Raw genomic sequence first — 25885 nt, 5'->3', positions numbered from 1 at the left:
CACCAAAGCAGGAAACAAATGAACCCAAAAGGGATCATTACCTAGAAGTTTAAGGCAATACGCTACACTTCCGATAAAGGGAGGAACTGAAAAATAGCCCCAGGCCAAATGATCAGCAAAATTGAGATGCATTATACATCCCTATGTAGGAACTGAAAGAGTAGTTTAACGACTAAGAAAACTACGAGTAATTGAGCCTTTCGCTTTTCCATAATTAAAGCTCAAAATAAGATAATCCATCATTTAATTTAACCAAACCTATAAAATATTAACCTGAACACCAGATATATTAAATAAAATTTATTCTACTTATAACTAACTCTTTCCCTTATTTATACATATTCCATATAAGAATAATTCTATATATTTTCCATTAACAATACTCAGAATTCATGGATTAATTCTTTACATTTAGACCTGTTTTTTGACAACCATAACATTTATTATACTACGTGAAAAGAAGATTAGCCTTACAGAGAGTAGCTCTCTTAGTAGGTGGGGCCATCACCGCACCTAGTTTAGCTGCCATTCTCAACAGTTGTAAGTCGCCCTCCGATTCAGCCGCCTCTGGATTTACCTTAGACGCTGATCAACGTTCTCTACTAGCGGAAATAGCGGAAATAATAATCCCTAAAACTGACACCCCGGGAGCGAAAGAAGCAGGAGTGCCAGAAGTGATAGAAATCCTTCTGAAAGATTGTTACACTGAAGAGCAGCAGAAGCATTTTACTGCCGGACTGACAGATCTGGAAGCAGAAGCGAAAAAATTGGGAGGCAGCTTTGTGTCTCTACAAGAAGCTGACAAGCTGAAAGTACTGTACACTATGCGTGACAAAGCTGCTGCGGAAAAAGAAGCAGAAGCTGAGAAAGTGAAGATTATTGATTCAGAAACGGGCAAAGAGAAAGAAGAATTAACGAAGAAGGAACCTCTAATTCCATTCTACACATTGGTTAGAGATCTAACCATCTTCGGATATTATTCATCTGAGCCAGGTATTACTCAAGAGTTTGAATATACCCCTGTACCAGGAAGATTTGATCCTTGTATCAAAGTAACACCAGATCAAAGAGCATATTCATAAACCCGTTTCGAAACATGAACATTCAAGGAAAAGGAAAAGAATCCGTTACCTATGATGCCATTGTAGTGGGATCAGGTATTTCGGGAGGTTGGGCAGCCAAAGAACTTAGTGAAAAAGGCCTAAAGGTCCTCATGATCGAAAGAGGACGTGAATTAAAACATATAGAAGGATATGATACTGCTATGAAGGAGAACTTTGATTTTCCTCACCGCAACCGTCTTACCCTTCAAATGAAAAAGGATTATTGGGCGGGTATCCGTACAGGATATACCATCACAGAAGCTACAAAGGATCTCTTTGTAAAAGATAGCGAAGATCCGTATGAAGAAACGCAGCGTTTCGACTGGATGAGAGCCTACCATACAGGCGGAAAATCTCTGCACTGGGGACGTCAATCTTACCGTTGGAACGAAAGAGACTTCACTGCAAACGCGGAAGAGGGCGTTGGCGTAGATTGGCCAATTCGCTACAAAGACCTTGAACCATGGTATGCCTATGTAGAGAAATTTGCAGGTATCTCAGGAGAAAAGAGAGGATTGGATGTACTACCTGATAGCGTATTCCAACCTGCCATGGAATTGAACTGCGTAGAGCGAGAGGTCAGAAAACGTCTTGAATCTAAATTCCCTGGAAGATATTTGACTGTAGGTCGTGTAGCGCATTTGACTAACCCAACTGAAGAACAAAAAGAACTGGGTAGAACAGCTTGTCAATATCGCAACAAGTGTATTAAGGGATGTCCTTATGGCGCATACTTCAGTACACAAGCAGCTACTCTGCCAGCGGCAATGAAGACTAATAACCTTACTCTAATCAACGACAAGATCGTTTATGAAGTGATCTTTGACGATGAGAAGAAAAAAGCAGTAGGGGTAAGAGCTATTGACAGAAACACGAAAAAAGTTGAAGAGTATTACGCTAAAATCATCTTCTTAAATGCGGGAGCTATAGGTTCAGCTTGGATCTTGATGCAGTCAAAATCCAAAACACATCCTAACGGACTAGGTAATGCATCTGACCAACTGGGCAGAAACATTATGGACCACCACTTAGGAGTAGGTGCTTCCGGAAAATGGGAAGGTTTTGAGGATATGTATTACTACGGTAAACGTCCGAACGGTATTTATATCCCACGTTTTGCCAACTGGGGATCAGATAAACGCGACTTCCTACGCGGATTCGGATACCAAGGTGGAGCTAGCCGCGGAAATAAAGGTGCCGGAGACCTAATCGGTGTAGAATTGAAAGCTACTTATAGCCAATTAGGCGGATGGGGCTTCAACATCGGTGGTTTCGGTGAAACCTTACCTGATGAAAGAAACCGTTTCACTCTATCAAGCAACAAAGATCAATGGGGTCTTCCTATCATCAACTTTGATGCAGCTTGGAGAGAAAACGAATGGAAAATGAGAGAAGCTATGCAAGCAGAAGCCGGAAACATGCTAGAAGCTGCCGGATTAAAGAACGTAAACACTTATCAAAACAAGGAGTATGCTCCGGGTATAGGTATCCACGAAATGGGTACAGCTCGCATGGGTAGAGATCCTAAGACCTCCGTACTAAATGGCAACAACCAGGTATGGGGTGCAGAAAATGTGTTCGTGACTGACGGTGCTTGTATGACCTCATCTTCCTGTGTGAACCCATCTTTAACTTATATGGCACTTACTGCAAGAGCAGCAGATTTTGCCGTGAATGAGTTGAAAAAACAAAATTTATAATAAGTATTTAGGGGCGTTTGCAAAACGCCCCTACTTTTTTCTCCCCTTTCTGTCCTATCTTTTCCCCCCTTCTTTCTATTTTAAATTTATTCTGAAAAAGAATTACGCATTTTTTTTATTTCAGAATTGGCTGTAGCTTGCAGACTAATTTACAAATTAACATGCGTAAAACGTTTGTCATCTTCTCAACAGCACTTATAATTTTTCTATTACTGCTTTCTGTTTATATGAACCCCAACTGGTACGTAGTACTTGGGGCAGTTGTCTTTTTTACGGGAATGGGGTACTATGATATGTACCAAAAAAAGCATTCCATCATGCGTATTTATCCGGTTTTTGGTCGCCTGAGATTCTTCATGGAAGAAATGAGACCTAAGATCTATCAATATTTCATTGAATCAGATATTGACGGTAGACCTCTAAACAGAATTGACAGATCAACGGTTTATCAAAGGGCAAAACAAGAAAATGACACCATGCCTTTTGGTACTCAATTAGATGTCTATTCAGAAGGTTATGAATGGCTGGCCCATTCCATGGCACCGAAAGATTTCCATAAACTGGATCACGATTTGAGAATCATGGTAGGGAACAAAGATTGTAAACAACCCTATTCTTGCTCTATTTTGAATATCTCCGCCATGAGTTTTGGTTCCCTATCTTCAAATGCCGTTAGAGCTATGAACGGAGGAGCTAAATTGGGGAAATTTGCACATAACACCGGTGAAGGTGGAGTTAGTGAACACCATCTGGAACCCGGAGGAGATATTATCTGGCAAATAGGTACGGGATACTTTGGCTGTAGAGCAGCGGATGGAGGCTTTGACCCTATTCAATTCAAAGAAAGAGCGGCTCATCCTAACATCAAGATGATAGAGATCAAAATCTCTCAAGGCGCTAAACCTGGTCATGGTGGTATTTTGCCTGCCTCTAAAAACACTCCGGAAATTGCCAGAGCCAGGAACATTGAGCCTTATACTTTGGTGGCTTCCCCTCCTTACCATAAGGCTTTTGATTCCCCTATGGGACTAATAGCATTTATTAAGCAATGTAGAGAACTTTCAGGCGGAAAGCCGGTTGGATTCAAGCTTTGTATAGGTCACAAGAGCGAATTCATCAGCATCTGTAAAGCCATGATCGCCACAGACACCTACCCTGACTTTATAACCGTAGATGGAGCAGAAGGAGGTACGGGTGCTGCACCTCAAGAGTTCTCCAATTACGTAGGTGCTCCACTTTTGGATGGATTAGACTTTGTAGTAAACGTATTAAGAGGACTCGATATCAAGAAACATATCAAGGTATTTGCATCCGGAAAGATCACCTCAGGTTTCCATTTGGTAAGAGCTTTAGCTTTAGGGGCTGATGCATGTTATTCAGCTCGGGCCATGATGCTTGCCGTGGGATGTATTCAGGCACTGCAATGTAACACTAACAAATGTCCTGTGGGTGTTGCGACTCAAGATCCACAATTAACCGTAGGCTTGGTGGTAGAAGACAAAACCACAAGGGTAGCAAACTACCACAATAATACCCTTAAGAGTGTAGTGGAACTTTTAGGTGCTACAGGCTTAGATGATGTCAAAAACCTTTCGAGAAGTCATATATACAGAAGGATTTCCTTTAGCCAAATGCTCAGTTATGAAGAAATCTTCCCTACTACTCCTATTGGAGCCTATCTAAAAGAGGAAACCATTACTCCGAAATATAGAGAAGACTTCAAAAATGCAAGTGCTGACAGTTGGGGTATCTTCAACGTCGCCACCATAGGTAGTGAAGCAGAAGAAAGAATCATAGAGCAATCGAAAGCTTAGAAAACGAAAGAGGTCATAAAACATGACCTCTTTTTTTAAATGCTGTAAATGGACTCAAAAGAGTTATCCCAAAATTATAGCTCTCAACTATAAAATAGTACACCTAAATCCAATCACTGAGAGATATTAACCTAAATTAAGCTTTTCATCAATTTTTGAAATAGTAAAATTTCAAATTAAAGTTTTCCAAAAATCTCTCCTTGTTCCGCGCTCAATTTTCACAGTTGAACTAGTCTTAAAAAGATGCTTTTCGCAAAAAAATATCCTTAAACTAGGACTATGCCTGCTTCATTTTTTGTCTCACCGCCTCAAAGAGTATTACGCCTGCGGCTACCGAAACATTTAATGACTCTACTTTCCCTTTCAATGGAATCTGCGCTTTAAAATCTGACAAATCAATCAATGCATCAGAAATACCGTCCTCTTCAGAACCCATAATAATGGCCGTAGGTAAAGAGTAGTCTGCGTCATAAACTAGATCATTGCCCTTTTCTGTACAGGAGATGATCTGAAATCCGGAATTTTTTAGGTACTTCACGGTATTGATCAAATCTGTCTCTCTACAAACCGGAATAAAGTTAAGCGCCCCTGACGAGGTTTTCATAGCATCACCATTGATCTGCGCGGATCCTCTGGCTGGAACTACTACAGCATGTACTCCACTACATTCCGCTGATCTACAAATAGCTCCAAAATTCCTAACATCCGTAATCCTGTCTAATATCAACACCAAAGGTGATTCGCCACTTTCAAATATCGATGTTACTACGTTGGATAGAATGGCAAAATTCACTGCCGAAACAAAAGCTATGGCACCCTGGTGGTTCTTCATGGTCACTCTATTGAGTTTTTCCATAGGAACCTTCTGAACCGGTATTCCCCTGTTCCTGGCTAATGTTTCAATCTCTTCTACATGCTTCATTTCTTTGAGCAGTAGAATCTTATCTATTTCCTGTTCACTTTTTAGCGTCTCAATAACTGAATTTACTCCAAACACAAAATCCTCCTTATTCGGACGGTTAATGTGTTTATGAAATTTCTTTACTCCGCTGCCTTTCCTGTTCTCCATGATTCTACATAAGGGTACCAAAACGCACTATACTCCGGATATCTCACCAGCTCGTAATTTTGTTCTGTAAATACGTTTGGTTTTTTATAAAATGTATAAATAATTTCAGATGTATTCCTGTTCTGTGAATACATCCACACTTCTCTGGTTCTGTTTCTTTGTACTCTCGCAGGTGGCCCCATGATGATGTAAACCATGCCTTTATCCGTTTTCCAGCCTTCCTTATAGGTGGTAAAGAATTCATTGGCCTCTTCCACTCGCTTGTAATACCCGCGTATGATCTTCCTTGCTAGCTCTTGATCTCCTTTAGCCAACTGTAAAAAGTACATATCCATGGCATCTTTACCACTTTCATAGGTTCCTGTTCCTTCCATTTCTTTGGAAGTACTCATATACACTAAGGCTTCCTTTAATGTCTCAGGATTCGTATCTCGCGGATACCTTTCCGGCACAACTAAGAAACCATACCCGTCTTTTACATCCTCCGGATTTGAAGTCAAAACATACATCCCCTGATCTAAAGTCAACACTTCCCTATCCTTGATATCTATGGTTTCCGCTATTTCAAACTCTGACTCGGGGGTACGCTTAGTGCCTGACATAGGAGACAAAGCGGGTTTCGAAAGATTTCGGTACCTGATTAAATACAGAGGATTTTGTGAAGGCAATATGGATTTAATTACAAAAGACTGACCCTCATACACATAAGGGGTAAAATCCGGAATAGACTCATCTACACCCTTATAAATCTCATAACGTGAAGAAGTTCTTTTGGCTGAAAAATCTATAGCTAAATCATAGGAATACTTCGTACCAGAAGCTGGATGAATAAATTCTACTAAGAGTATTCCTCCTGTGTAGTCCTTAGACCTAGGAATATCAAAACTAAGTACATAAGCATCCCCTAATTCCCTAGCAAATTCAGGTGTAAAAGCCACTTTTCCTGTACTTATCTTTTCTCTAATGCCAAAGTCTGTTTGAAGCGACCACTGTACACGGAAGCTTTCATTGAGTTTGGCTAAAGACATACGATTTCCCAGCAAAGTAATGTTAGCCTTTATAAAAACCTTCGCAGTAGTAGAATCTATATAATTATATTTTCCTACCACGGAATTTACAATAGGCTTGTCTACTTTAGCGGGTGTAATTTCTTTGGCGGCAGTTTCAATGGGCTTTTTCTCCTTTACTTTACAGCCTAACAAGGCCACCACAAACAAAATGAATAGTAATCCTCTTTTCATCAAACGCTCTTTGATGTCTAAGAAACGTATAGGTCCTTAGAATGTTGATGCAATATACTATTTTTTCTCAAACCTTCTCAGACCTTCTGCTGTTATATATCTATGAGCACATTGAAAGATATTGAAAATAGAGAAGACATAAAACGTCTTATTGATACCTTTTATGACGGAGTTTTAAACGACCCCATCATGCGTCCGGTCTTTGAAGACTCCTTGCCCCATTGGGAACACCATAAAGGTAGAGTAGTAAATTTCTGGGAGAACTGGCTTTTCCAAACCGGAGCGTATGACGGGGGAATGATGTGGAAACATTCTGCCAGGCACCAAACCCAGCCCATGACTACAGAGAGATTTGAACGCTGGTTGGCTTATTGGATCACCACCGTTGACGCCCTATATTCTGGAGAAAAAGCGGAATTTGTAAAGAATAAAGCTATGGAAATAGGCCAAATCCTGCATCACAAATTGAACAACTAAAAAAGCACTATCTTTGCAGACTAATTTTAAACAGGTAGCATGATTTCGGTAGATAGTGTAAGCGTAGAGTTCAGCGGAAAAGCGCTTTTTTCAGATATAACCTTTAACATCAACGAGAAAGACAGAATTGCCCTGATGGGCAAAAACGGGGCCGGGAAATCCACCCTTCTTAAGATCATTGCAGGTGTAAATAAACCCACCAAAGGTAAAATATCTGCACCAAATGACGCCGTTATTGCTTACCTTCCTCAACATTTACTAACAGAGGATAATACCACCGTATTCGAAGAAACTTCGAAAGCCTTTGCAGCTAATCAAGCCATGCAAATAGAGCTGGAAGAGCTAAATAGTCAGTTGGAAACCCGTACCGACTATGAATCAGACGAGTACATGGATATCATCACCAGAGTTTCTGAATTGTCTGAAAAATTCTATTCTCTCGAAGAAGTAAATTATGATGCCGAAGTAGAGAAAGTACTGAAAGGCCTCGGATTCACACGTGAAGATTTCCAGAGACAAACTTCAGAATTCTCCGGAGGATGGAGAATGCGTATAGAATTAGCCAAAATACTCCTGCAAAATCCTGACCTCATCCTTTTGGATGAGCCTACAAACCACATGGATATAGAATCCATACAGTGGTTGGAAGAATTCCTGATCAATAGCGCAAAAGCTGTTATCGTCATCTCACACGACAGAGCCTTCGTAGATAACATCACCAATAGGACCATTGAGGTGACTATGGGTAGAATTTATGACTACAAAGTACCATATACTCAATATTTGCAGCTTCGCAAAGAACGATTAGAACAACAGCAGAAGCAATATAACGACCAACAAAAAATGATCGCTGAAACGCAAGAATTTATTGAGCGTTTCAAAGGCACTTACTCAAAAACCCTTCAGGTACAAAGCCGGGTGAAAATGTTGGAGAAATTGGAGATTGTAGAAGTAGATGAAGTAGACACTTCAGCCATCAATATCAAATTCCCTCCGGCTCCACGCTCTGGAAACTATCCGGTCATAGCTGAATACGTAAGCAAGAGCTATGGAGATCATCTGGTTTTTAAAGATGCCAGTTTTGCAATAGAGAGAGGTCAAAAAGTAGCCTTTGTAGGTAGAAATGGTGAGGGTAAATCTACCCTGGTCAAAGCCATCATGGGCGAAATTGATTATGAAGGAGAACTAAAGATAGGCCATAATGCCCAAATAGGATACTTTGCCCAAAACCAGGCCTCTCTACTAGACGAGGACATTACGGTATTTGACACAGTAGACCAACTGGCCGAAGGAGATATCCGCACAAAAATCAAGGATATTCTAGCTGCCTTCTTGTTCAGAGGAGATGATTTGAATAAAAAGGTTAAAATGCTTTCAGGAGGAGAAAAAACCAGGCTAGCCATGATAAAATTACTCCTTCAACCTGTCAACCTTCTGATTCTGGATGAGCCCACAAACCATCTGGACCTTCGTACCAAAGACATCTTAAAAGGTGCTTTGAAAGCCTTTGACGGAACCATTATTCTAATCTCTCACGACAGAGATTTCTTAAGCGGTTTAGCGGAGAAAGTATTTGAATTTGGGAACAAAAGAATCAAAGAGCACTTTGAAGACATTGACAGCTTCTTGAAGAACAAGAAAATGGAGAACCTGAAAGAGATAGAAAGAAAAGCATAAGAAAGGGCCTAAACAGGCCCTTTCTTTTTATATGAGAAACTTATCCATCAACAAGATAGCCATCAGTCCGCTCACAGAGATGGTGATCTCCATCAGTGACCAAGAGAGGAAGGTTTGCTTCAAATTAAGATTGAAGAACTCTTTGAACATCCAGAATCCGGAATCATTGATATGAGAGCCAAAGACAGAACCCGCACCCACACTTAAGGCTAATAATTCTGGAGATACCCCTGTGCTTGAAATTAAAGGTAAAACTATGCCCGCAGCCGTCAAACCCGCCACAGTAGCAGAGCCTATAGTCATCCTCAATAGGGCCGTTATGGTCCAAGCAAAAATCAAAGGTGGCATACTCAAATCATCAGAGAATGAGGCGATGTACGCTCCCGTACCACTATCTTCAAGCACTTGCTTAAACACACCACCTGCCGTGATAATAAGCAATATCGTAGATATAGCACTCACAGAATCACTAAGCCACTTCATCTGAATATTCATGTCTACTCCATTCCTCACTCCAAAGTAATAAAGAGCAATCAAGACTGACAATAGCAAGGCGATGGTAGAATTACCTGTAAATAAGAGTATGGCCCTAAGGGTATGGTCTACGTCCAAAAACCTATCTGCCAGAACACCAATGGAGATCAGAATCACGGGCATCAAGGCTATCACAAAACTGGGCAAGGCCGCCGGAAGTTTATCAAAAACTGTGGTATCCGTTTGTCCGAATAATGGATTATCTTTTACCTGAATGTGCTTCAATAAATTACCCAAAATAGGACCCGCCAATATCACCGCAGGAACGGCAGCAACTAAGCCATAAACCAACGTTTTCCCCATATCTGCCCCGAATGCATTAACTAAAACCACAGGTCCGGGGTGAGGAGGAAGAAAACAGTGAGTGGTACTTAAGGATGCGGCCATAGGAATAGCCAAATAGAGTATAGATAGTCCCGTCCTTCTCGCAAGTGAAAATATCAAAGGAACAAGTATAACAAAACCCGCATTATAATAGAGCGGTATACCTATCATAAATCCGGTCAAGAGAACCGCCCACTGCACGTATTTTTTTCCAAACTTTTGAATCAAAGTCCCGGAAATCTGTTCAGCTGCACCGCTCACTTCTAAGATCTTACCTAAGCCTCCGCCTAGAAAAATGATCCAAACTAAACCGGCCAGCGTAGATCCCACTCCCTTCTCTATAGATTTTACTAGGGCGGAGGGCTCCATTCCTAATAGCAATCCGGCCATAATAGCTACCAACAGCAACGATAGATAAGGACTAACCTTTTTTACCGTGAGGTACACTTGTATCGCAATACAAGCAAAGATGATCAGTAAAGTCATGATTAGTGAGAATCACGGGTGACTACTGAACCTGAACTACCTCTCAGAAAATCAAGGTCTGCACCTTGATCTGCCCCATTTACATGTCGGATATACATGCTCACATATCCACGAGTTGCTGCAGGTTTCGGCGGAGTCCATCTCGCTCTTCTTTCCTTCAATTCTTCCTCAGAAACCAAAAGATCTATGCGTCTTTCGTCCACATTCAGTCGAATCATATCTCCGTTTTCTACCAATGCCAGATTACCTCCAATAGCAGATTCCGGAGAGACATGTAGGACCACAGTACCGTAGGCCGTGCCACTCATTCTTCCGTCAGAGATGCGCACCATATCTTTCACGCCTTTTTGAAGAAGCTTCTTCGGCAAAGCCATGTTACCTACTTCCGGCATACCGGGGTAGCCCACTGGTCCTACATACTTCAAAACCATCACACAGGTTTCATCGATATCCAGATCGGGGTCATCTATACGAGCATGATAATCTTCTATACTTTCAAACACCACAGCTCTACCGGTGTGATTTAAAAGTTCCGGAGTAGCGGCAGACGGCTTTAATACGGCTCCATTTTCAGCCAAATTCCCTTTGACCACCACTATTCCGGCATGATCTTGCAAAGGAGAGCTATAGGGAGCTATCACATCTGTATTGTAACATTCTTGCTTCTGCCCTATGTTCTCATGGTGATTTTTCCCAGTAACGGTGATAACGTTTTCATGCAACTCATGCCTTAACTGGTCCAATACCACAGGTAATCCACCTGCATAGAAGAAATCTTCCATCAAATACTTCCCGGAAGGCATTAGATTCACTAAGAGTGGAATTTTGCTTCCAAGCCTGTCAAAATCTTCTAATTTTAAATCTACTCCCACTCTACCGGCAATAGCTAGGAGGTGAATAATCAAATTGGAGGAACCTCCAACGGCTGCATTTACTTTTATGGCATTTTCAAAGGCTTCTCGGGTAAGTATCTTATCAATGGTCAAATTTTCTTTTACCATCTCTACAATTCTTCTTCCGCTTAATTGAGCTAGTACTCTTTTCCTAGAATCAGCTGCAGGAATAGCTGCTGCGCCGGAAAGGGTAAGCCCTAATGACTCTACCATACAGGCCATAGTAGAAGCCGTACCCATGGTCATACAATGCCCTATAGATCTACTCATGCAACTTTCAGCGAACTCACATTCTTCCTGAGTCATCTTACCGGTTTTCATGTCTTCGTCAAACTTCCAGACATGGGTTCCAGAACCAATGGTTTGTCCCTTATAATGCCCGTTTAGCATAGGACCTCCGGGTACTACTATGGTGGGAAGCCCTACACTGGCTGCCCCCATGACAGTGGAAGGCGTGGTTTTATCACAACCCGTAAGAAGGACTACTCCGTCTATGGGATTCCCTCTTATGGATTCTTCTGCATCCATGCTCGCCAAATTTCGAAACAGCATGGCGGTGGGTTTCAAGAGGGTTTCCCCTAAACTCATAATGGGAAATTCTACCGGAAACCCACCGGCTTCTAAGACACCTCTTTTTACGCGTTCTGCGATATCGTTAAAATGAGCATTACAGGGTGTAAGTTCGGAGAAGGTATTGCAGATCCCGATGACGGGTCTTCCATCAAACATATCGGTAGGCATACCTTGGTTCTTCATCCAGGAACGGTAGATAATACCGTCTTTATCCTTCTTTCCGAACCATCCTCTAGAGCGTAGTTCCATAGTTTTTTTATTTAAGGTGCTTCAAAATACTAAAAAAAATGGATGTCAAATGGGCAAAGGAAAAGAATGTAATAAAAGGGGCAAAAAAAGTTCAAAATTCATTCTCCTGAAAAAGAACAAATTAGGTCTATCCCCATTAAAAACATCAAAAAACTTCCTTCTGACATTTGCATAATAAAATCTCATCCTATACCTTTGCACTTCGATTCGGAAACGACATCGAAACATAAACAAAAAGAGGCCGTTTAAGCACGCTAATTTTCGATTTATGGGACCAGCCGGCCCTATCGTCTAGCGGTTAGGACACGTCCCTTTCACGGATGAAACCGGGGTTCGATTCCCCGTAGGGTCACTTAGGGGGAAGTCATTGCGATTTCCCCCTATTTTTTTGCAGATTAACAACCCCTTATCTTTCATGGATCAACAAAACTTGTGGGATGCATTGCATTTTTCTAAGTTTGTAGATATTTTAACGGATCAACAACAAAACTTGTGGGATGCATTGCATTTTTCTAAGTTTGTAGATATTTTAACTTGTCGATCTTGGAAAGCTTTCTACCTCTTGTTGAATTTTTATTACCAGACTTTATTTTATCTTATTTTCACTTAAAGAAAGTAGATAATGTTCTTGGCACACTACACATTTATCTTGAGGAGAAAAATTATGACTCATCAGATCCTGTCAAAGTAGATTTAGAATCTAAAGGTTTTTTACCGGAACGCACTATTCAGGATTTTCCTATACGTAACAAGCGCGTTTTTCTTCATGTGAGCAGGAGACGGTGGCTCAATACCAAAACTGGGCAGATGCATCAAAGGGATTGGGATGAGGTAGCAAAGGGGACGCGGATGACTAAGGAGTTTTCCGCTTTTTATCCATTGATTCCAACCCCCATAGTGCCAAAAGCATTGCTGAATTGTATGGAGTAAGTGGCCATCATTTTCAGCGTCAATACCGAAGTCATTTATCTGATTTTTTGAGCTGGAATCATGCCAAAGAGTGGCTTTTATATCCTGAGAATCTGGGCACACACCTATCCATTGACGAAGCTAGTCTATCGCACGGTGAACTATATACCATTTTAAAGCTGCAAAAGGGCTGAAAGGCAGCGTAGTTGCCATAGTAGCAGGAACTAAGGCTGATGCAGTCATAAAAGTGCTACAAGAGCTACCGGAAAAAAAGCGTAAGAAGGTACAAGAAATTACACTAGATATGGCTCCGAATATGGAGCAAATTGCAAAACGATGCTTCCCTGGGGCAAGAAGGGTGACAGACCGATTCCACGTGCAAAGATTAGCCATTGAAGCATTACAAGATATGCGCATTAGACATAGATGGGAAGCCATAGACAAGGAAAATGAAGCAATAGAGAAAGCTAAATCAAGCGGCACGGATTACCAAATACCAATATTGCCTAATGGAGACACGCTGCGGCAGCTACTGGCGCGAAGCAGATATGTGCTATACAAAAAAGAAAAAAGCTGGACTGCAAGCCAGCAACAGCGCGCTGAAATTCTATTTGAAAAATATCCAGACATAAAAGTAGCTTACGACTTAACCAACCAACTAAGTCAAATATTTACGAAATCTCCCGACAAAATCTGGGGATTAACTCGACTGGCCAAATGGCACGAAAAAGTCAGGCAGGTGGGATTTAAAACATTTAATTCCGTAGCAAAATCAATAGAAAATCACTACCAAACTATTTTAAACTACTTTGACAATCGCTCAACCAATGCTGCAGCAGAATCCTTCAACCGCAGCGGCGGACCGTGCCAAAATTAAAGCCTTTAGAGCCCAGTTTCGTGGCGTCAAAAATACCGAATTCTTCCTCTATAGGCTTACGCAATTATATGCTTAATCTAAGATCCCCCACAAATATTTACGTTGATCCGTTTTATGAAAGATTGCTTATCTTCCATGGAGCATTTTGAATAGATATAATGCATGTCCGAAAGCTTGTCTAAATGCCCACTTAATTTTTGAAACGCGTGCTGATGGTTGGTCTTTAATTTCCTTATTTCACCTGTTAAAGCACTCGCTTCCTGTGTATACTGTTTATACCAACGCTCGTACGTATCTCGGGTGACCTCATTGTTTATCCATTTTTCCTCAACACGCATCAATTTTGTCTGTACCGCGTCTAATTCTTGCTGCTTTTGCTCTGCCCTACTTTTGTTGGATTTCAGACTTAGCTCCAACTCCTTTTCGCTATTGGCTTGAATGAGTTGAATTTTAGCTTTCGGAATACTCATCAATTTACAGACCTCAAGAAACTGATCATGGGCTTTGTCTGCATTTACATTATTGTGCTTCGAATGTTGACATTTATAGTAATTATAATATTGCCCTGACTTACCGCGGGAAGGCGCTCCGGAAAGCAGTTGCCCACAATGGCATTTAAGCACACCTCTGAGCGGAAACCTCTCGTCTAATTGTACCTTTAACTTTTCTGGCTTCTTTAATTTACTTTGTACTAAATGCCAATTAGCTATATCGATAATAGGCTCGTGATTACCTGTGAAATACCCCCCAGGGAAATCTTTAAATGGCTTGACGCCGAGTAAGCCAGCGTAAACGGGGTTACTCAACACTTTCTGGACAGCTGAGTTACCTTTGGTATCGAAACCCATACCCTTATCAACTTTCCTGATCTCAAAAAAAGGCATACCATGTAAATAGGCATCGTAAATAAACCTGACAACTTCCGCTTTATCTTTGTCCACCACTAAGGATTGATTTCGCTTTTCTCCCACCTTTATGTAGCCATAAGGGGCGTGTTTTGCCGCGTAGCGCCCCTCTTTTGCCCTTGCTGTATAGATCCCTCCCCGCACTTTGATGCTACGATTGATATTGTCCTCCTCTGCCCCATCAGGAAGTCCAGGATCTGCGGTTCATGGCTCAGGGTAAGGCTGTTGATGTCTTCGTTTTCCGGCGTTTCCACGTAGCTGATACGGGCCGTGGTAACGGCTTTTAATTTCTTGGCCACCGCTGCAAGCGCGTTGCGGCCGGCCTGATCCCCGTCTAAAAACAGGGTAATTTCTTCTAAAGCGCTTAAGCGTTTTATGGCCTGCTGGTGTTCGGTCGTCAGCCCTTTGGTTCCGTACAGGGCAAGGGCCGTGCAGGCGGTATGCTGCAGTAAGCTGCAGGCATCGATAATGCTTTCGGTAAGTACCAGGTGGCGGGTGCTGATGTCGGGGTATTTGGGGAACAGCCCCCTGCGGCCGGTACTGTAGTAATGCTTTTTACCGGTAATATCAAAGATGCTGCGGCCGTAAAGGCTGACCAGCCGGCCCTGCTCATCCAGCAGGGGGAACAGCACACAGTTGCGCATCATCGTGCTGCGAACAGCATTTTAAGAAGCCCGGATGCCGTGTTTTTCCTTCAGCTGCCGCCAGTCCAGCCCCCGGCTCTGCAGATACTCCAGCCCTTTCACATTTGAAGCGTTAATACGGCCTGCTTTAAAAAGTTCTTCAAGCTCTGCGCCTGGCGCGGCCGGAGATCCGGCCATTTCCCCCGCTTTTATCAGGGCCTGGTGCTTGGTGATGTTCTCCTTATGTATAATGAAGTCGATAACGTCGATTCTCTTGCCGTGGGTTTTGCAGTTAGCGCTGAAGCAGTACACTGTAATCGTCTTTTCATAGACCTGCATGGAGGGCGTTTTGTCATCATGGAAGGGGCAGCAGATCATCGACTTCCCGCCCGGATGCTTCCCACCAGGCCGAAGGCCGTAATGCTCCAGTACCGTTAAAATGCTTAGCTGATCCTTGATTTCTGCTATGGTCATTTAACCAGCTTTTTAAGCGTTTGCTTCACCTGGTTCAGAGCCGCTCGGTAGTCGGCCTGCGCTTCTTCTGCGCTTAAATCCATACGTTCTATCAGCAGCAGCCCTGAGCGGCTTACTATACGTACCACATCTCCGATATTAAAGCCCATTTCCGCTAACCATATTCCGCTTAGGTTCAGCTAGGGAACTTCCTTGCCGGATGTGCCGCTGCAACGGCTCTGACTGGGGCGATACTTGCCCTGCACTTTTACCTGTTTGCTCTCATTCTTCGACATAATAAAAAAAGATTAAAAATATTTTTGACACCTATTTAGGTGAAAAGATACCATTTTAGTTTTATTATGCAAACTTTTTAAGTTTTGAAGAACCTGTTTTGTTTTCGTATCTTTGTATTATAATAATAATCAAGGGTTTTTAAACCTATAAAGTTGCTTACTATGGATTTCGGAACTACGGTAGCAGACCTCAGAAAGGAAAAGGGGATATCACAGACCGACCTGGCGGCGCAGTTGGGTATTCATAAAAACGTATTGGGAAGATACGAACGCAACGAGGTTTTCCCTTCGATTGATATCGCCCGCAAGATCGCCGATATTCTTGAGGTGTCGCTGGATTACCTCACCGGTAAGGAAGATGTGCAGATCGACAAGATCACCAGCCAGCGGATTTTAGAGGTGGCCAAGTTTGAAGAAGCCGACCGCAATCACATCTTTTCCGTCATTGATGCCTTTATCGCTAAAAGAAAAATACAAACTATATTGCAATAAAAAAGCCCTCGACGGAGAGCTTTTTTTATTGTTATTCGTTTTGAATATTTCGTGTAGACTAAAGGCCATTTTTTTCTCACCCTTCATTCTCGGCAGTCCCTTATTCCTCGAAAGAAGAGTACTTGTCATAAAACCAAAAAGTTTTTATTTCTTTTGAGTCAATAACTGAAATAAAGGTTCTATATCCACCTAAAAGTTGCACCTGTTCAACTTTTAGGGTATCAAATTTCTCTGTTATACCCTTTAGCTTTATATTCCAGGTTGGATATTCTAAAACCTTTGAGATATTTGCTCCGTCCAAGTTTGAATATTCTAAAACTTTATCCCTTCTAGATGACCAAACATTACACCAGTATTGTAAATCCGGTTCACTAACTCTTTCGATTAGAAATAGTGTGTCATTATCTCCCAACTTAAGCTGAGATAAAGTACTGATATTTTGTTCTCTTGCCAGAAGCGATACTTTAGCAAAGCCACTAAGTTTAACTTGCTGTTTGTAAAGTTCTTTCGACACCTTTGCAGTTCTCCTAATGCTGTTACTAGCTGTACAGCTGGTAAGTAAAAGAATGACCAAATAATATATACATTTCATCTTTTTCGATAGTTATATGGTTTGAAAAATATACTATTCCCTTTTGCATCAATAATTCTGCTCTTAGGGTCTGGTAGAAATGTGTTAGTCCTATTATCTAGCATTACACCATAATGAGTTCTTAATGGCTGTCCTTGCTCAGCTCTAAATTGGTTTTCTCTGTGCGTCGAATACTTCTCCGCTTCGGCATAATTAGTAAGTGTTCCTCCCCATGTTCTATTTTGATTAAGCGTGCCTTTTAGATGGTCTTCTGCATGGGCAAGTTCATGTGCTAAACTTATAAAATTAGGGCTTGGTTGAAATCCATTTTCTGTCGGCATAGAAGCATTCCCTAGCGGATTAAATCCAACCATCCGGTTCTCTTCATTATATACATTTCTCCCCTGAGCAATGGTAATGGTTTCATTTGCACTTATCATATTATTTAGCATTCCACGCCCTTCTTCTCCAAGGTTTATTCTGGCAAGGGCTGAAGTCACACTTTTTACAAAAGCATTATCTCCTTGATAATAATTGCCAGAATTATCGTAAAAGCCCCACCCAAATTTCTCATCATTGTAGTAGTTTAATGTCAGCATAGTTCCTTCTTCTAAAAAGCTTACTCTTAAACTATCCCCATTTATGTCCACATATCGAATCGGATTATTAGCTGCATACTGATAGGTAGATAAGGGCATACACTTTTCTGAATACCTGTCTGGCTTATCCCACCTCCCAATGATCGTATTAAACCTCGGCCCGAAGTTGATCCTATTCATACTAAATCAGGAGGTCGTATTTGCACCTTTTTTGTACTCGTATTTGCAAGGTAATATTTGACAAAAATGCAGTCTATTGAGGCTACTTTTGTTACTTCGCTTTATCCATTTCAATTCTATCAAACACATCTTTAGGTGATGTTTTCATCAGTTTTCCGTTTTTGTCAAAATACAAATTCCAATACGGTGGATCGTAAAGACCCTGGTAACTACCATATTTATGTACGTAGGTACTCTTATTGGATTTATCTATCTTATAAAATAAAGAATTTAAATCCCCATAAATAACTACATCGTAACTATTAAACTTTGAATGTGCTTTAAAATCTTCTACATATATGTAACCCTCCCCAAAAATAGGACAAGTTAAAACGCAACAATAAAGGTTTAACATTAACTTGTAACAATGAAAAAGAGTAAGCACTCAGAACATCAGATTGTGAAAGTACTCGGAGAGTACGAGAACGGTCGTAAGGTAGAAGACATCTGCCGGGAATTAAATATTCACAAAGCCACTTTCCATAACTGGAAGAAGAAGTATTCAGGGATGAGTGGGACGGATCTGGCAGAACTAAAATCTCTTCAACAGGAGAATGCCAGATTAAAGAAGATGTATGCTGATCTGGCCCTGGATCACGCCGTTCTCAAGGACGTACTATCAAAAAAGTTTTAGGGCCTTTTGAAAAGCGAGTGGTGGTGAATTATATCGTAAACGAGTATGGCATGAGCATTCAAAAGGCCTGTAAGATCATGGATTTAAGTCGTTCCGTTTATTACTATTCTTCTGTAAAAGACGATACAGAAGTAAGAGGAAAGCTACTAGGTCTAGCCGAAAATCATCCGAAGGAGGGTCAGGATAAGATGTATCAAAGGATACGGAATCAGGGCCTTAAATGGAATTACAAGCGTGTCCGCAGGATTTACCTTCTATTGGGTCTAAACCTTCGTCAAAAGACTCGCAAGAGGCTTCCTGCACGTGTTAAAGTACCGTTGATTCAGCCGGAAGGTATCAATCATACCTGGAGCATGGACTTCATGCATGATGTTCTTGGCAATGGCCGGAAGATCAGAATTTTGAATATCATCGATGATTATAACCGGGAAGCTCTGGCCGTAGAGGCTCATTTCAGTATACAGTCGAACATGGTAGTTCAAAGTCTGGAGGATCTAATCGCATATAGAGGTAAGCCTACCCAAATCAGAGTTGATAACGGCCCTGAATATATTGCAAATGTGTTGGCTGACTGGTGTAGAGAGAATGACATCAGACTCCTTTATATCCAGCCCGGAAAGCCCTTTCAGAATGGATATATTGAACGTTTTAACCGAACTTTTAGAGAATCTATACTGGACGCCTATGTGTTTGAAAATATCCATCAGGTCAGAATCCTGGCAGAAGAATTTATGAAAGATTATAATACCCAAAGACCGCATGAATCGCTAGGAGGATTCACCCCGGAAAAGTTTAAAAATTTGAGCACTTCATTTCCAGCAGGGGGAGCTAGCTCCCCCTGCTGGAAGAACAATAAATCAATATCTTTGTTTAATTATTCTATGTCCTAAAAAGGGGAGGGTTACATATACATCTAAATTATTCTCTATTAAATACATTTGTATTCTAGTTTCATCTTTTACTTTGTCAACAGCAAGAGAATAAAACACAGGCTCATTGTAGAAGACCAATGTATCCAAATACGATTTTTGTTCCAAGGAAAATTGCTCTAAAAGTTTAACCGTCAAAGGCTGTAACTCAATTTCAAGAGTTTGTTCTTTACAGCTAAGTTCTATTAACAGTAAACTACTTAGGAGGATATACTTTATTTTGGTCATACTTGGTATATTTTTTCGTTTTAGTATCGTAAACCGAATGAGTCGCTTTTGGAAAAGCTATTGCAGTTTGCAAATCCCCTTTACTAGAAGCTCTATGATTAATATTTCCATAGTCATCAAAACCTGATGGTGTTCCGGTACCGCCCGGATGGCTATGCTTGAGATCTTTCATCGTAAAACCAGCATTTTCCAATTTGCTTAGGTGCTCAGTTCGAACACTTCTAGATCTATGGTCTGTTCTTAATACAGAAACTTCAGTACCTCCCTTACTTTCAACCGTAGTTAACAGAAACTCCACATCAGAATTTTCGGCTGCAAATTCAAATAACTTGTGAGCTTCAGAGTTATTGCCTGTCACAAAAATCTCATGGGCATCATTGTACGAAAAATTAGTTTGATTTACATCAACTACTTTGTTTAACACACCTTTTGCTACTGTTATACTTTTATCAGGTTTTTTTGTACTTGTAATTGTATCAAAATCATCATCGGTTTTTTTAACAAGATTGATCGAACCATTCGCTGTCAAAGCGTAATCATCAAAAGCCCCATCTGGATCGATACGTAATAAAGAATTATTTTGAACGTAGTTATATGGGGTTATCCATTCACGTTCTGTAGCCCTAGGGTCAGATTTGTCAAATCGACCTATCGTAGGATTATACGTCCTAGCCCCAAAGTTAACCCTATTCAAGTTAAAGGTCATTTCCTTTTCCTTGCCCTGCATTTCCCATCGGTTCTGGAAAGAATTAACCGTGCCCGTACCGTTCAGCCTTACCCCCCATGGATCAAAATCTGTCTTTGCCGTCAATTCTGCACCACCAACGCCCTCGCGGAAACTGACACGGGTGTTTCCCAAGTGGTCCTTGATATCGTACTCCAGCTTCCATTGGCTGGACTCGTATACTGCCCTGCCCTCGGGAATGGCCATTTGATAAGGCTGACCGTTCTTAAACACTACTCCTTCTACATATTCTCCGTTACTGTATTCCGTTTTCAATAGCGTGCCGGCTCCGTCATACGTATACTTGATCCAGCGGCCATCATTCAAATTCACCTGTTCAGGTAAATTTAGAAAAGTAAGGTCCGTCTTACTTATGTGCAGATTGGAAGATATGAAACTGGTAAATCCAGCCCCTCTTCTAAAGTATTGCAAAAACTGGCTGCAGTACTGGAAACTTCTGCGCATTTTCCAATGAATGGAGACCAAAACGAAGCCCTATCAGCTCAGTTTAATGATAAAGATTTATTGAAGCAGTTTAAAGGCGTACAGCTCCTAAATCCTGAAGACAAAAATATGGTCAAAACACTTATTGATGCTCATATTACCAAAAGACAACTGCAAACTTTAGCCAATTAAAATGCCCTCACTCGGAGGGCAGTTTTATTGTCTGGCTTTACTCCTCTAATGGAGGCTCTGGCAATGGTTCTACATTATGAAACTGCAATTCCCATATCTCATCACTAGGATTTATTCGTTTTATGGTATTATTATTTTCTACTTCATAAGTTACCGAGTTACCATCGAAGATATCAGCAACCTCATCCAGGTGTTCAAATACCTTTTCTGGTTTCTTGTAGGTTAGGTTTGCAAACCTTTCTTCTAAACTTAGATTACTATACCCTATTAGTATTTTCTTTCCTCCTTTTTCGAAATAATATTTAGTCTTAAAATTATACGGACTTAAAAGACCTGTTACAAAGACATAGGTTTTCCCCTCTGATTCAGTAAATAAAACCCTTACGTAGTCTTGAATTGGAACTTCTACTAAAAGAGAGTCTATCGCCTTATCTAAAACATTTTGAATAGCAATGTCTTTAAGATAACCGTCTTGTTTACCAAAAGAACATGCCTGCAAAGACAAAATGAATATCAAAATACTAGTTTTTGCGATTCTTGCTATAGTAATCATATCTCTTTATATTTTTAAGATTAGCAGTTCTAATATTTAAGTTAGTAGTTTCTGTTTTCTTGCCTTTTTGATAAACTTCTCTCATAGCTCCATTTTCTAAAGAAAGGAAAAAACGAGGTAAAAATCTACTGGTTTTAACAACCTCTCTTAATACCCCATCAACTTTTGTTTTATCCGCATTTGATGGATACGTAGCAGTGCTATTATTCAAATCTCCATCATGATTATGTATATGAAATATTAAATTTGTAGGCTTAATACCTATTTTATCAAAACTAGTGCTTCCTATTTCATGAGATGTTGATACAGAGTAATTAACTCTCCCATTTTCCATACTACCCGCTAAACTAAACTCTGTTCCCCTCGTAGTATTTGCATCCATAAAATTGTACAGATTTCGGGCATCGGTGGCATTGGTGGTAGTACCCATACTAAAACCGCCAGAATCCTCTTTTGATAGCTGTGAAATTATACTTCCGCTTGAGGCAGTAGCTTTATTGATTTTTATTTCGTTTCCATTTGATGCCGTTAAACGGTCAAACTTATCCTCTGTTTTCTGTACCAGCACCACTCTGCCATCATCCCTCATTGCGTAATCATCAAACGCCCCATCCGGGTCAATACGCATTATCGGATTGTTTTGTACGTAATTATACGGGGTTAGCCATTCACGCTCAGTAGCCCTGGGGTCTATTGATAAAAATCTACCTAATGTTGCATTGTAGTATCTTGCCCCGAAATTGACCATATTCAGGTTAAATGTAGACTCTTTTTCCTTCCCCTGCATCTCCCAGCGGTTCTGGAAAGAATTCACCGTGCCCGTACCGTTCAGCCTTACCCCCCATGGATCAAAATCCGTCTTGGCCTTCAATTCTGCTCCGCCTACACCCTCCCGGAAACTGACCCGAGTGTTTCCTAGATGATCCTTTATATCGTACTCCAATTTCCATTGGCTGGACTCGTATACCGCCCGTCCCTCCGGAATGGCCATTTGGTAAGGCTGACCGTTCTTAAACACCACCCCTTCTACATATTCCCAATACTCACCGTTACTGTATTCGGTTTTCAAGAGCGTGCCGGCTCCGTCATAGGTGTACTTGATCCAGCGGCCATCGTTCAAATTCACCTGCTCCGGTAAATTTAAAAAAGTGTTGTAAGTAATACTAGAGATCTTTTCATTTTCATCACTGTTTAGCGCCCCATTCGCATGATAGCCATAGGTACCGCCCCCTCGCTTCACAAAATCCACTTCGTACTCTCCGGAGATGGCATCGTTTACGGCACTCAAACGGTTACCTGAATAGGTGTATGTCAAATTATCCATTAAACCGTGCGGCCCTCCCATCTTGCCGTTTCGCTGCAAGGCCGTGATGTTTCCGTTCTTGTCGTAACTCACCAAGGGAAGACCAAAGCTTTCCCCGGTTAAGCCGCTATAGCTTGCCGCCGTCAGCCTGCTGAGTCCGTCGTAGCTAAACGTGTAACTACGCGTGTCTGCTGGTGGACTGGGCTTCTTATGGCTCCAGGTTTGCTTGCCGATGTTACCCGACCACTGCCCCGCGGTTTCGTACTCACTATTTAGTTTGATACCATTTCGCAATATTGCTACGAAAATGGCCAAAATCCTCGAAGTATCTTGGGCTTATCTTTTTGGCTCTGCGGATATTCTACTGGAAAAAGCATCATTAACCGGGTACTCGACATACAAAAACTAAAAGAGAACGATAAACAACACGTCTTCGCTCTCCTTGATGCTTTTATTAAGCAAACTAAACTGCAAAGTATTATGTGATAAAAGGCCGCCCGGATGGGGCAGCCTCTTTCATTATGGCACATTACTTACTTTTACATTCAGGAATAATCAACTTTTCAAATTTATCAATCTCGTCATCTGAGATATTCATATAGCCGTAAATAATGCCATTCTTTTTTATTTCTTTCCAGTTTCCATAGTTGTTTTTTCCTGTAAGGATTAAAGAATCACTTGCAACAATCTTCACTACTATATTCTCTCCATATTCTTGCAGTTTATAACTGTTAAGAGGACTACCGCTAATATCATTGTTGGAAACAAAAATCTTCCTGTTTTGTGAGAAATCGACAAGCCAGTCCAGGGTAGGATCATCAGAAGTAATTTTGGTAATCTTTACTCCTTTAGGAAATTTAAAAGTACAAACTGAACCTTCTGAGTTTTTCAGTTGAATTATCTTTGTACAAGAGCCTAAGAATAAAAGGGCAGCAAGGCAAAAAAATATAGTTCTCATTTTGAGAAATTTATGGGTTGATTTTTAGAATCCAATATCCTAACTGGTCCAAATTGAGAAGTGTTGTATGATTCTCTGTATGGATAAGCAAAGGCTTTTCTTAGCTGGTTTTCAAAATATGCCGCCCGTACTTCACCCCTATTTAGCTGAATGTGTGAGGCTCTATTATCAGAATTACCATGATTTGCATCAAATGCGTGAAAAAGTTCGTGTCCTAAGTTAGAAATAGGTCTAACCCCAATTGAACCTCCAAGTTCTGTAACCCCTCCTTCATTAGGATTCCAATAAACTGTACCTCCCGAACCACCAGGTATAGGTCTACCTTGGTTTTCTTCTCGCATAGCATTTGCATAAGACGCATTTCTATTGAAATCTATAAATTGATTAGCTCCTGCAGACTTTGGATTATTAGATGCGTGACTTATGTAAAAATTATTTGTTGACGTAGATAAGTCACCCAATACTTCCTTCCCTTCACTTACCTTGTTAATTTTATTTAATGCATTGAACGTTTGTTTCAAAAACCCTTTCATTTTTCCCTCAAATTGAGAGCCATCAGAATTAAATAGCTGCCCATCGTTATAGAGATAGTTATTACCTTTATGTGTTATCCATAAACTATCCCCATTAATGTCAACATATCTAATTGGATCATTTGCTGCGTATTGATAAGTTGATAACGGCATATACTTTTCTGAATACCTGTCCGGTTTATCAAAACGACCAATGGTTGGATTGTAAACCCTGGCCCCAAAGTTAACCCTGTTCAGGTTAAAGGTCATTTCTTTTTCATGGCCCTGCAACTCCCAGCGGTTCTGAAAGCCATTAACTACTCCTGTGCCGTTTAACCTCACCCCCCAAGGGTCAAAATCCGTCTTGGCCTTCAATTCTGCTCCGCCTACACCCTCCCGGAAACTGACCCGAGTGTTTCCTAGATGATCCTTTATATCGTACTCCAATTTCCATTGGCTGGACTCGTATACCGCCCGTCCCTCCGGAATGGCCATTTGGTAAGGCTGCCCGTTCTTAAACACCACCCCTTCTACATATTCCCAATACTCACCGTTACTGTATTCGGTTTTCAAGAGCGTGCCGGCTCCGTCATAGGTGTACTTGATCCAGCGGCCATCGTTCAAATTCACCTGCTCCGGTAAATTTAAAAAAGTGTTGTAAGTAATACTAGAGATCTTTTCATTTTCGTCACTGTTTAAGGCCCCATTGACATGATACCCGTAGGTGCCGCCCCCACGCTTCACAAAATCAACTTCGTACTCTCCGGAGATGGCATCGTTTACGGCACTCAAACGGTTACCTGAATAGGTGTATGTCAAATTATCCATTAAACCGTGCGGTCCTCCCATCTTGCCATTTCGCTGCAAGGCCGTGATGTTTCCGTTCTTGTCGTAACTCACCAAGGGAAGACCAAAGCTTTCCCCGGTTAAGCCGCTATAGCTTGCCGCCGTCAGCCTGCTGAGTCCGTCGTAGCTAAACGTGTAACTACGCGTGTCTGCTGGTGGACTGGGCTTCTTATGGCTCCAGGTTTGCTTGCCGATGTTACCCGACCACTGCCCCGCCGTTTCGTACTCAAGTTTGTAGGCAAACAGATCATTTTCACCCGAATTTGGATTCGCATTTCCAGAACCATCTAAATTTATTCCTGCCAGCCCGCCCCGCACGTGCCATTTGTAGTTTACGATCTGCATGTAGCTCGTGGACGTACGGTTAGACAGTCCTTTTAAAGGGTCAGGTGTAGGGGTATTCACTCCCAACTTTTGAGCGTTCCCCTGCTGCGCCAAAAGAACGAATAGTATTAGTATGATTCTCAGGTTCATGGGT

At 41.3% G+C, this 25885-nt stretch carries 23 protein-coding genes, 1 tRNA gene and 1 pseudogene; 11 read left to right on the top strand and 14 right to left on the bottom strand.

All coding sequences use genetic code 11. The features are described from left to right. The first annotated feature begins 452 nt into the window (after positions 1–452). The 3 genes from LBYS_RS16550 (at position 453) to LBYS_RS16540 (ending at position 4617) form a co-directional block, all read left to right on the top strand. Positions 453–1082 (top strand): gluconate 2-dehydrogenase subunit 3 family protein, encoded by a 630-nt coding sequence (locus LBYS_RS16550; RefSeq protein WP_013409990.1) that lies wholly within the window; start codon positions 453–455, stop codon positions 1080–1082. 14 nt (positions 1083–1096) lie between these two features. After that, positions 1097–2803: a GMC family oxidoreductase gene (locus LBYS_RS16545; protein WP_013409989.1), complete on the top strand. Its 1707-nt coding sequence runs from the start codon at positions 1097–1099 to the stop codon at positions 2801–2803. 161 nt (positions 2804–2964) lie between these two features. Beyond that, positions 2965–4617 (top strand): FMN-binding glutamate synthase family protein, encoded by a 1653-nt coding sequence (locus LBYS_RS16540; RefSeq protein WP_013409988.1) that lies wholly within the window; start codon positions 2965–2967, stop codon positions 4615–4617. A 277-nt stretch (positions 4618–4894) separates the two neighbouring features. On the opposite strand, the gene rlmB is transcribed toward LBYS_RS16540, so the two are convergent. Both rlmB and LBYS_RS16530 read right to left on the bottom strand, forming a co-directional pair. Then, positions 4895–5686, bottom strand: coding sequence for a 23S rRNA (guanosine(2251)-2'-O)-methyltransferase RlmB (gene rlmB / locus LBYS_RS16535; protein WP_013409987.1), 792 nt, complete (start codon positions 5684–5686; stop codon positions 4895–4897). After that, complete coding sequence (locus LBYS_RS16530; RefSeq protein WP_013409986.1) at positions 5659–6927, bottom strand: GWxTD domain-containing protein; 1269 nt, start codon at positions 6925–6927, stop codon at positions 5659–5661. The genes rlmB and LBYS_RS16530 overlap by 28 nt, the downstream gene beginning before the upstream one ends. Before the next feature lie 102 nt (positions 6928–7029). Between LBYS_RS16530 and LBYS_RS16525 the strand changes: the two genes are divergently transcribed. Both LBYS_RS16525 and LBYS_RS16520 read left to right on the top strand, forming a co-directional pair. Continuing rightward, a complete protein-coding gene (locus LBYS_RS16525) occupies positions 7030–7404 on the top strand; it encodes a group III truncated hemoglobin (protein WP_013409985.1) in 375 nt (124 codons plus the stop codon). A 39-nt stretch (positions 7405–7443) separates the two neighbouring features. Next, positions 7444–9081, top strand: coding sequence for an ABC-F family ATP-binding cassette domain-containing protein (locus LBYS_RS16520; RefSeq protein ID WP_013409984.1), 1638 nt, complete (start codon positions 7444–7446; stop codon positions 9079–9081). A 27-nt stretch (positions 9082–9108) separates the two neighbouring features. On the opposite strand, the gene LBYS_RS16515 is transcribed toward LBYS_RS16520, so the two are convergent. Further along, positions 9109–10425 (bottom strand): gluconate:H+ symporter, encoded by a 1317-nt coding sequence (locus tag LBYS_RS16515; RefSeq protein WP_013409983.1) that lies wholly within the window; start codon positions 10423–10425, stop codon positions 9109–9111. 2 nt (positions 10426–10427) lie between these two features. Beyond that, positions 10428–12140 carry an IlvD/Edd family dehydratase gene (locus LBYS_RS16510; protein ID WP_013409982.1) on the bottom strand — a complete coding sequence of 571 codons (1713 nt, stop codon included), beginning with the start codon at positions 12138–12140 and terminating at the stop codon, positions 10428–10430. A gap of 280 nt (positions 12141–12420) precedes the next feature. Between LBYS_RS16510 and LBYS_RS16505 the strand changes: the two genes are divergently transcribed. From LBYS_RS16505 to LBYS_RS16495, 3 genes are all read left to right on the top strand, one after another. Then, positions 12421–12492: transfer RNA gene (locus LBYS_RS16505), tRNA-Glu, on the top strand. A 191-nt stretch (positions 12493–12683) separates the two neighbouring features. Next, positions 12684–13070 carry an ISAon1 family transposase N-terminal region protein gene (locus LBYS_RS16500; RefSeq protein ID WP_041823842.1) on the top strand — a complete coding sequence of 129 codons (387 nt, stop codon included), beginning with the start codon at positions 12684–12686 and terminating at the stop codon, positions 13068–13070. A gap of 142 nt (positions 13071–13212) precedes the next feature. Beyond that, complete coding sequence (locus LBYS_RS16495) at positions 13213–13926, top strand: ISAon1 family transposase (RefSeq protein WP_445468616.1); 714 nt, start codon at positions 13213–13215, stop codon at positions 13924–13926. A gap of 77 nt (positions 13927–14003) precedes the next feature. Here LBYS_RS16495 and LBYS_RS16490 read toward each other — a convergent pair whose 3' ends face one another. The 3 genes from LBYS_RS16490 to LBYS_RS18490 are packed head-to-tail and all read right to left on the bottom strand — an operon-like array spanning position 14004 to position 15928. Beyond that, entirely contained in the window at positions 14004–14867 is an 864-nt protein-coding gene (locus LBYS_RS16490) for a recombinase family protein (RefSeq protein WP_187287903.1), read from the bottom strand. Between the two features lie 32 nt (positions 14868–14899). Further along, the gene (locus LBYS_RS16485; protein ID WP_041823836.1) at positions 14900–15478 is read right to left on the bottom strand and encodes a toprim domain-containing protein; all 579 of its coding nucleotides are present in this window, start codon (positions 15476–15478) and stop codon (positions 14900–14902) included. Between the two features lie 18 nt (positions 15479–15496). Then, entirely contained in the window at positions 15497–15928 is a 432-nt protein-coding gene (locus tag LBYS_RS18490; protein ID WP_049781396.1) for a CHC2 zinc finger domain-containing protein, read from the bottom strand. 437 nt (positions 15929–16365) lie between these two features. Between LBYS_RS18490 and LBYS_RS16475 the strand changes: the two genes are divergently transcribed. Next, positions 16366–16695, top strand: coding sequence for a helix-turn-helix domain-containing protein (locus LBYS_RS16475; RefSeq protein WP_013409981.1), 330 nt, complete (start codon positions 16366–16368; stop codon positions 16693–16695). 100 nt (positions 16696–16795) lie between these two features. On the opposite strand, the gene LBYS_RS16470 is transcribed toward LBYS_RS16475, so the two are convergent. After that, entirely contained in the window at positions 16796–17287 is a 492-nt protein-coding gene (locus LBYS_RS16470) for a hypothetical protein (protein WP_013409980.1), read from the bottom strand. Next, positions 17284–17964 carry a type III secretion system effector protein gene (locus tag LBYS_RS16465; RefSeq protein ID WP_013409979.1) on the bottom strand — a complete coding sequence of 227 codons (681 nt, stop codon included), beginning with the start codon at positions 17962–17964 and terminating at the stop codon, positions 17284–17286. Before LBYS_RS16465 ends, LBYS_RS16470 begins: the two co-directional genes overlap by 4 nt. 487 nt (positions 17965–18451) lie before the next feature. Between LBYS_RS16465 and LBYS_RS16450 the strand changes: the two genes are divergently transcribed. Then, a protein-coding gene (locus LBYS_RS16450; protein WP_374750167.1) for an IS3 family transposase occupies positions 18452–19608 on the top strand; the annotation gives its coding sequence in 2 pieces (ribosomal slippage) (positions 18452–18704 and positions 18704–19608; 1158 coding nt in all). Positions 19609–19843: 235 nt separating this feature from the next. Here the strand turns inward: LBYS_RS16450 and LBYS_RS19355 are convergent. Beyond that, positions 19844–20932, bottom strand: coding sequence for a JAB-like toxin 1 domain-containing protein (locus LBYS_RS19355; protein ID WP_229310432.1), 1089 nt, complete (start codon positions 20930–20932; stop codon positions 19844–19846). A 39-nt stretch (positions 20933–20971) separates the two neighbouring features. Here LBYS_RS19355 and LBYS_RS19190 point away from each other — a divergent pair. Then, a pseudogene (locus tag LBYS_RS19190) lies at positions 20972–21235 on the top strand (helix-turn-helix domain-containing protein); the annotation flags it as partial. A 37-nt stretch (positions 21236–21272) separates the two neighbouring features. Here the strand turns inward: LBYS_RS19190 and LBYS_RS16430 are convergent. From LBYS_RS16430 to LBYS_RS19345, 4 genes are all read right to left on the bottom strand, one after another. After that, on the bottom strand, positions 21273–21788 hold the full coding sequence (locus LBYS_RS16430) for a hypothetical protein (RefSeq protein ID WP_013409974.1): 516 nt from the start codon (positions 21786–21788) through the stop codon (positions 21273–21275). Continuing rightward, complete coding sequence (locus LBYS_RS19350; protein ID WP_013409973.1) at positions 21757–23406, bottom strand: JAB-like toxin 1 domain-containing protein; 1650 nt, start codon at positions 23404–23406, stop codon at positions 21757–21759. The genes LBYS_RS16430 and LBYS_RS19350 overlap by 32 nt, the downstream gene beginning before the upstream one ends. 214 nt (positions 23407–23620) lie before the next feature. Further along, complete coding sequence (locus LBYS_RS16420; protein WP_013409972.1) at positions 23621–24049, bottom strand: hypothetical protein; 429 nt, start codon at positions 24047–24049, stop codon at positions 23621–23623. After that, positions 24046–25881 (bottom strand): RHS repeat-associated core domain-containing protein, encoded by a 1836-nt coding sequence (locus LBYS_RS19345; RefSeq protein ID WP_013409971.1) that lies wholly within the window; start codon positions 25879–25881, stop codon positions 24046–24048. Before LBYS_RS19345 ends, LBYS_RS16420 begins: the two co-directional genes overlap by 4 nt. Positions 25882–25885: the final 4 nt, after the last annotated feature.

This window comes from Leadbetterella byssophila DSM 17132 (genome assembly GCF_000166395.1).
Classification (GTDB): Bacteria; Bacteroidota; Bacteroidia; order Cytophagales; family Spirosomataceae; genus Leadbetterella; species Leadbetterella byssophila.
Note: the sequence above shows the minus strand (reverse complement) of the source record. Positions and strands in the feature narration are given on the sequence as shown.

Coding starts and splice junctions, on each gene's coding strand:
- LBYS_RS16430 (WP_013409974.1), bottom strand. CDS start 21,788: ATGATTACTATAGCAAGAATCGCAAAAACTAGTATTTTGATATTCATT.
- LBYS_RS18490 (WP_049781396.1), bottom strand. CDS start 15,928: ATGACCATAGCAGAAATCAAGGATCAGCTAAGCATTTTAACGGTACTG.
- LBYS_RS16545 (WP_013409989.1), top strand. CDS start 1,097: ATGAACATTCAAGGAAAAGGAAAAGAATCCGTTACCTATGATGCCATT.
- LBYS_RS16420 (WP_013409972.1), bottom strand. CDS start 24,049: ATGAGAACTATATTTTTTTGCCTTGCTGCCCTTTTATTCTTAGGCTCT.
- LBYS_RS16540 (WP_013409988.1), top strand. CDS start 2,965: ATGCGTAAAACGTTTGTCATCTTCTCAACAGCACTTATAATTTTTCTA.
- LBYS_RS16530 (WP_013409986.1), bottom strand. CDS start 6,927: ATGAAAAGAGGATTACTATTCATTTTGTTTGTGGTGGCCTTGTTAGGC.
- LBYS_RS16520 (WP_013409984.1), top strand. CDS start 7,444: ATGATTTCGGTAGATAGTGTAAGCGTAGAGTTCAGCGGAAAAGCGCTT.
- LBYS_RS16515 (WP_013409983.1), bottom strand. CDS start 10,425: ATGACTTTACTGATCATCTTTGCTTGTATTGCGATACAAGTGTACCTC.
- LBYS_RS16525 (WP_013409985.1), top strand. CDS start 7,030: ATGAGCACATTGAAAGATATTGAAAATAGAGAAGACATAAAACGTCTT.
- LBYS_RS19345 (WP_013409971.1), bottom strand. CDS start 25,881: ATGAACCTGAGAATCATACTAATACTATTCGTTCTTTTGGCGCAGCAG.
- LBYS_RS16475 (WP_013409981.1), top strand. CDS start 16,366: ATGGATTTCGGAACTACGGTAGCAGACCTCAGAAAGGAAAAGGGGATA.
- LBYS_RS16485 (WP_041823836.1), bottom strand. CDS start 15,478: ATGATGCGCAACTGTGTGCTGTTCCCCCTGCTGGATGAGCAGGGCCGG.
- LBYS_RS16465 (WP_013409979.1), bottom strand. CDS start 17,964: ATGCCCTTATCTACCTATCAGTATGCAGCTAATAATCCGATTCGATAT.
- LBYS_RS16510 (WP_013409982.1), bottom strand. CDS start 12,140: ATGGAACTACGCTCTAGAGGATGGTTCGGAAAGAAGGATAAAGACGGT.
- LBYS_RS16470 (WP_013409980.1), bottom strand. CDS start 17,287: ATGAAATGTATATATTATTTGGTCATTCTTTTACTTACCAGCTGTACA.
- rlmB (WP_013409987.1), bottom strand. CDS start 5,686: ATGGAGAACAGGAAAGGCAGCGGAGTAAAGAAATTTCATAAACACATT.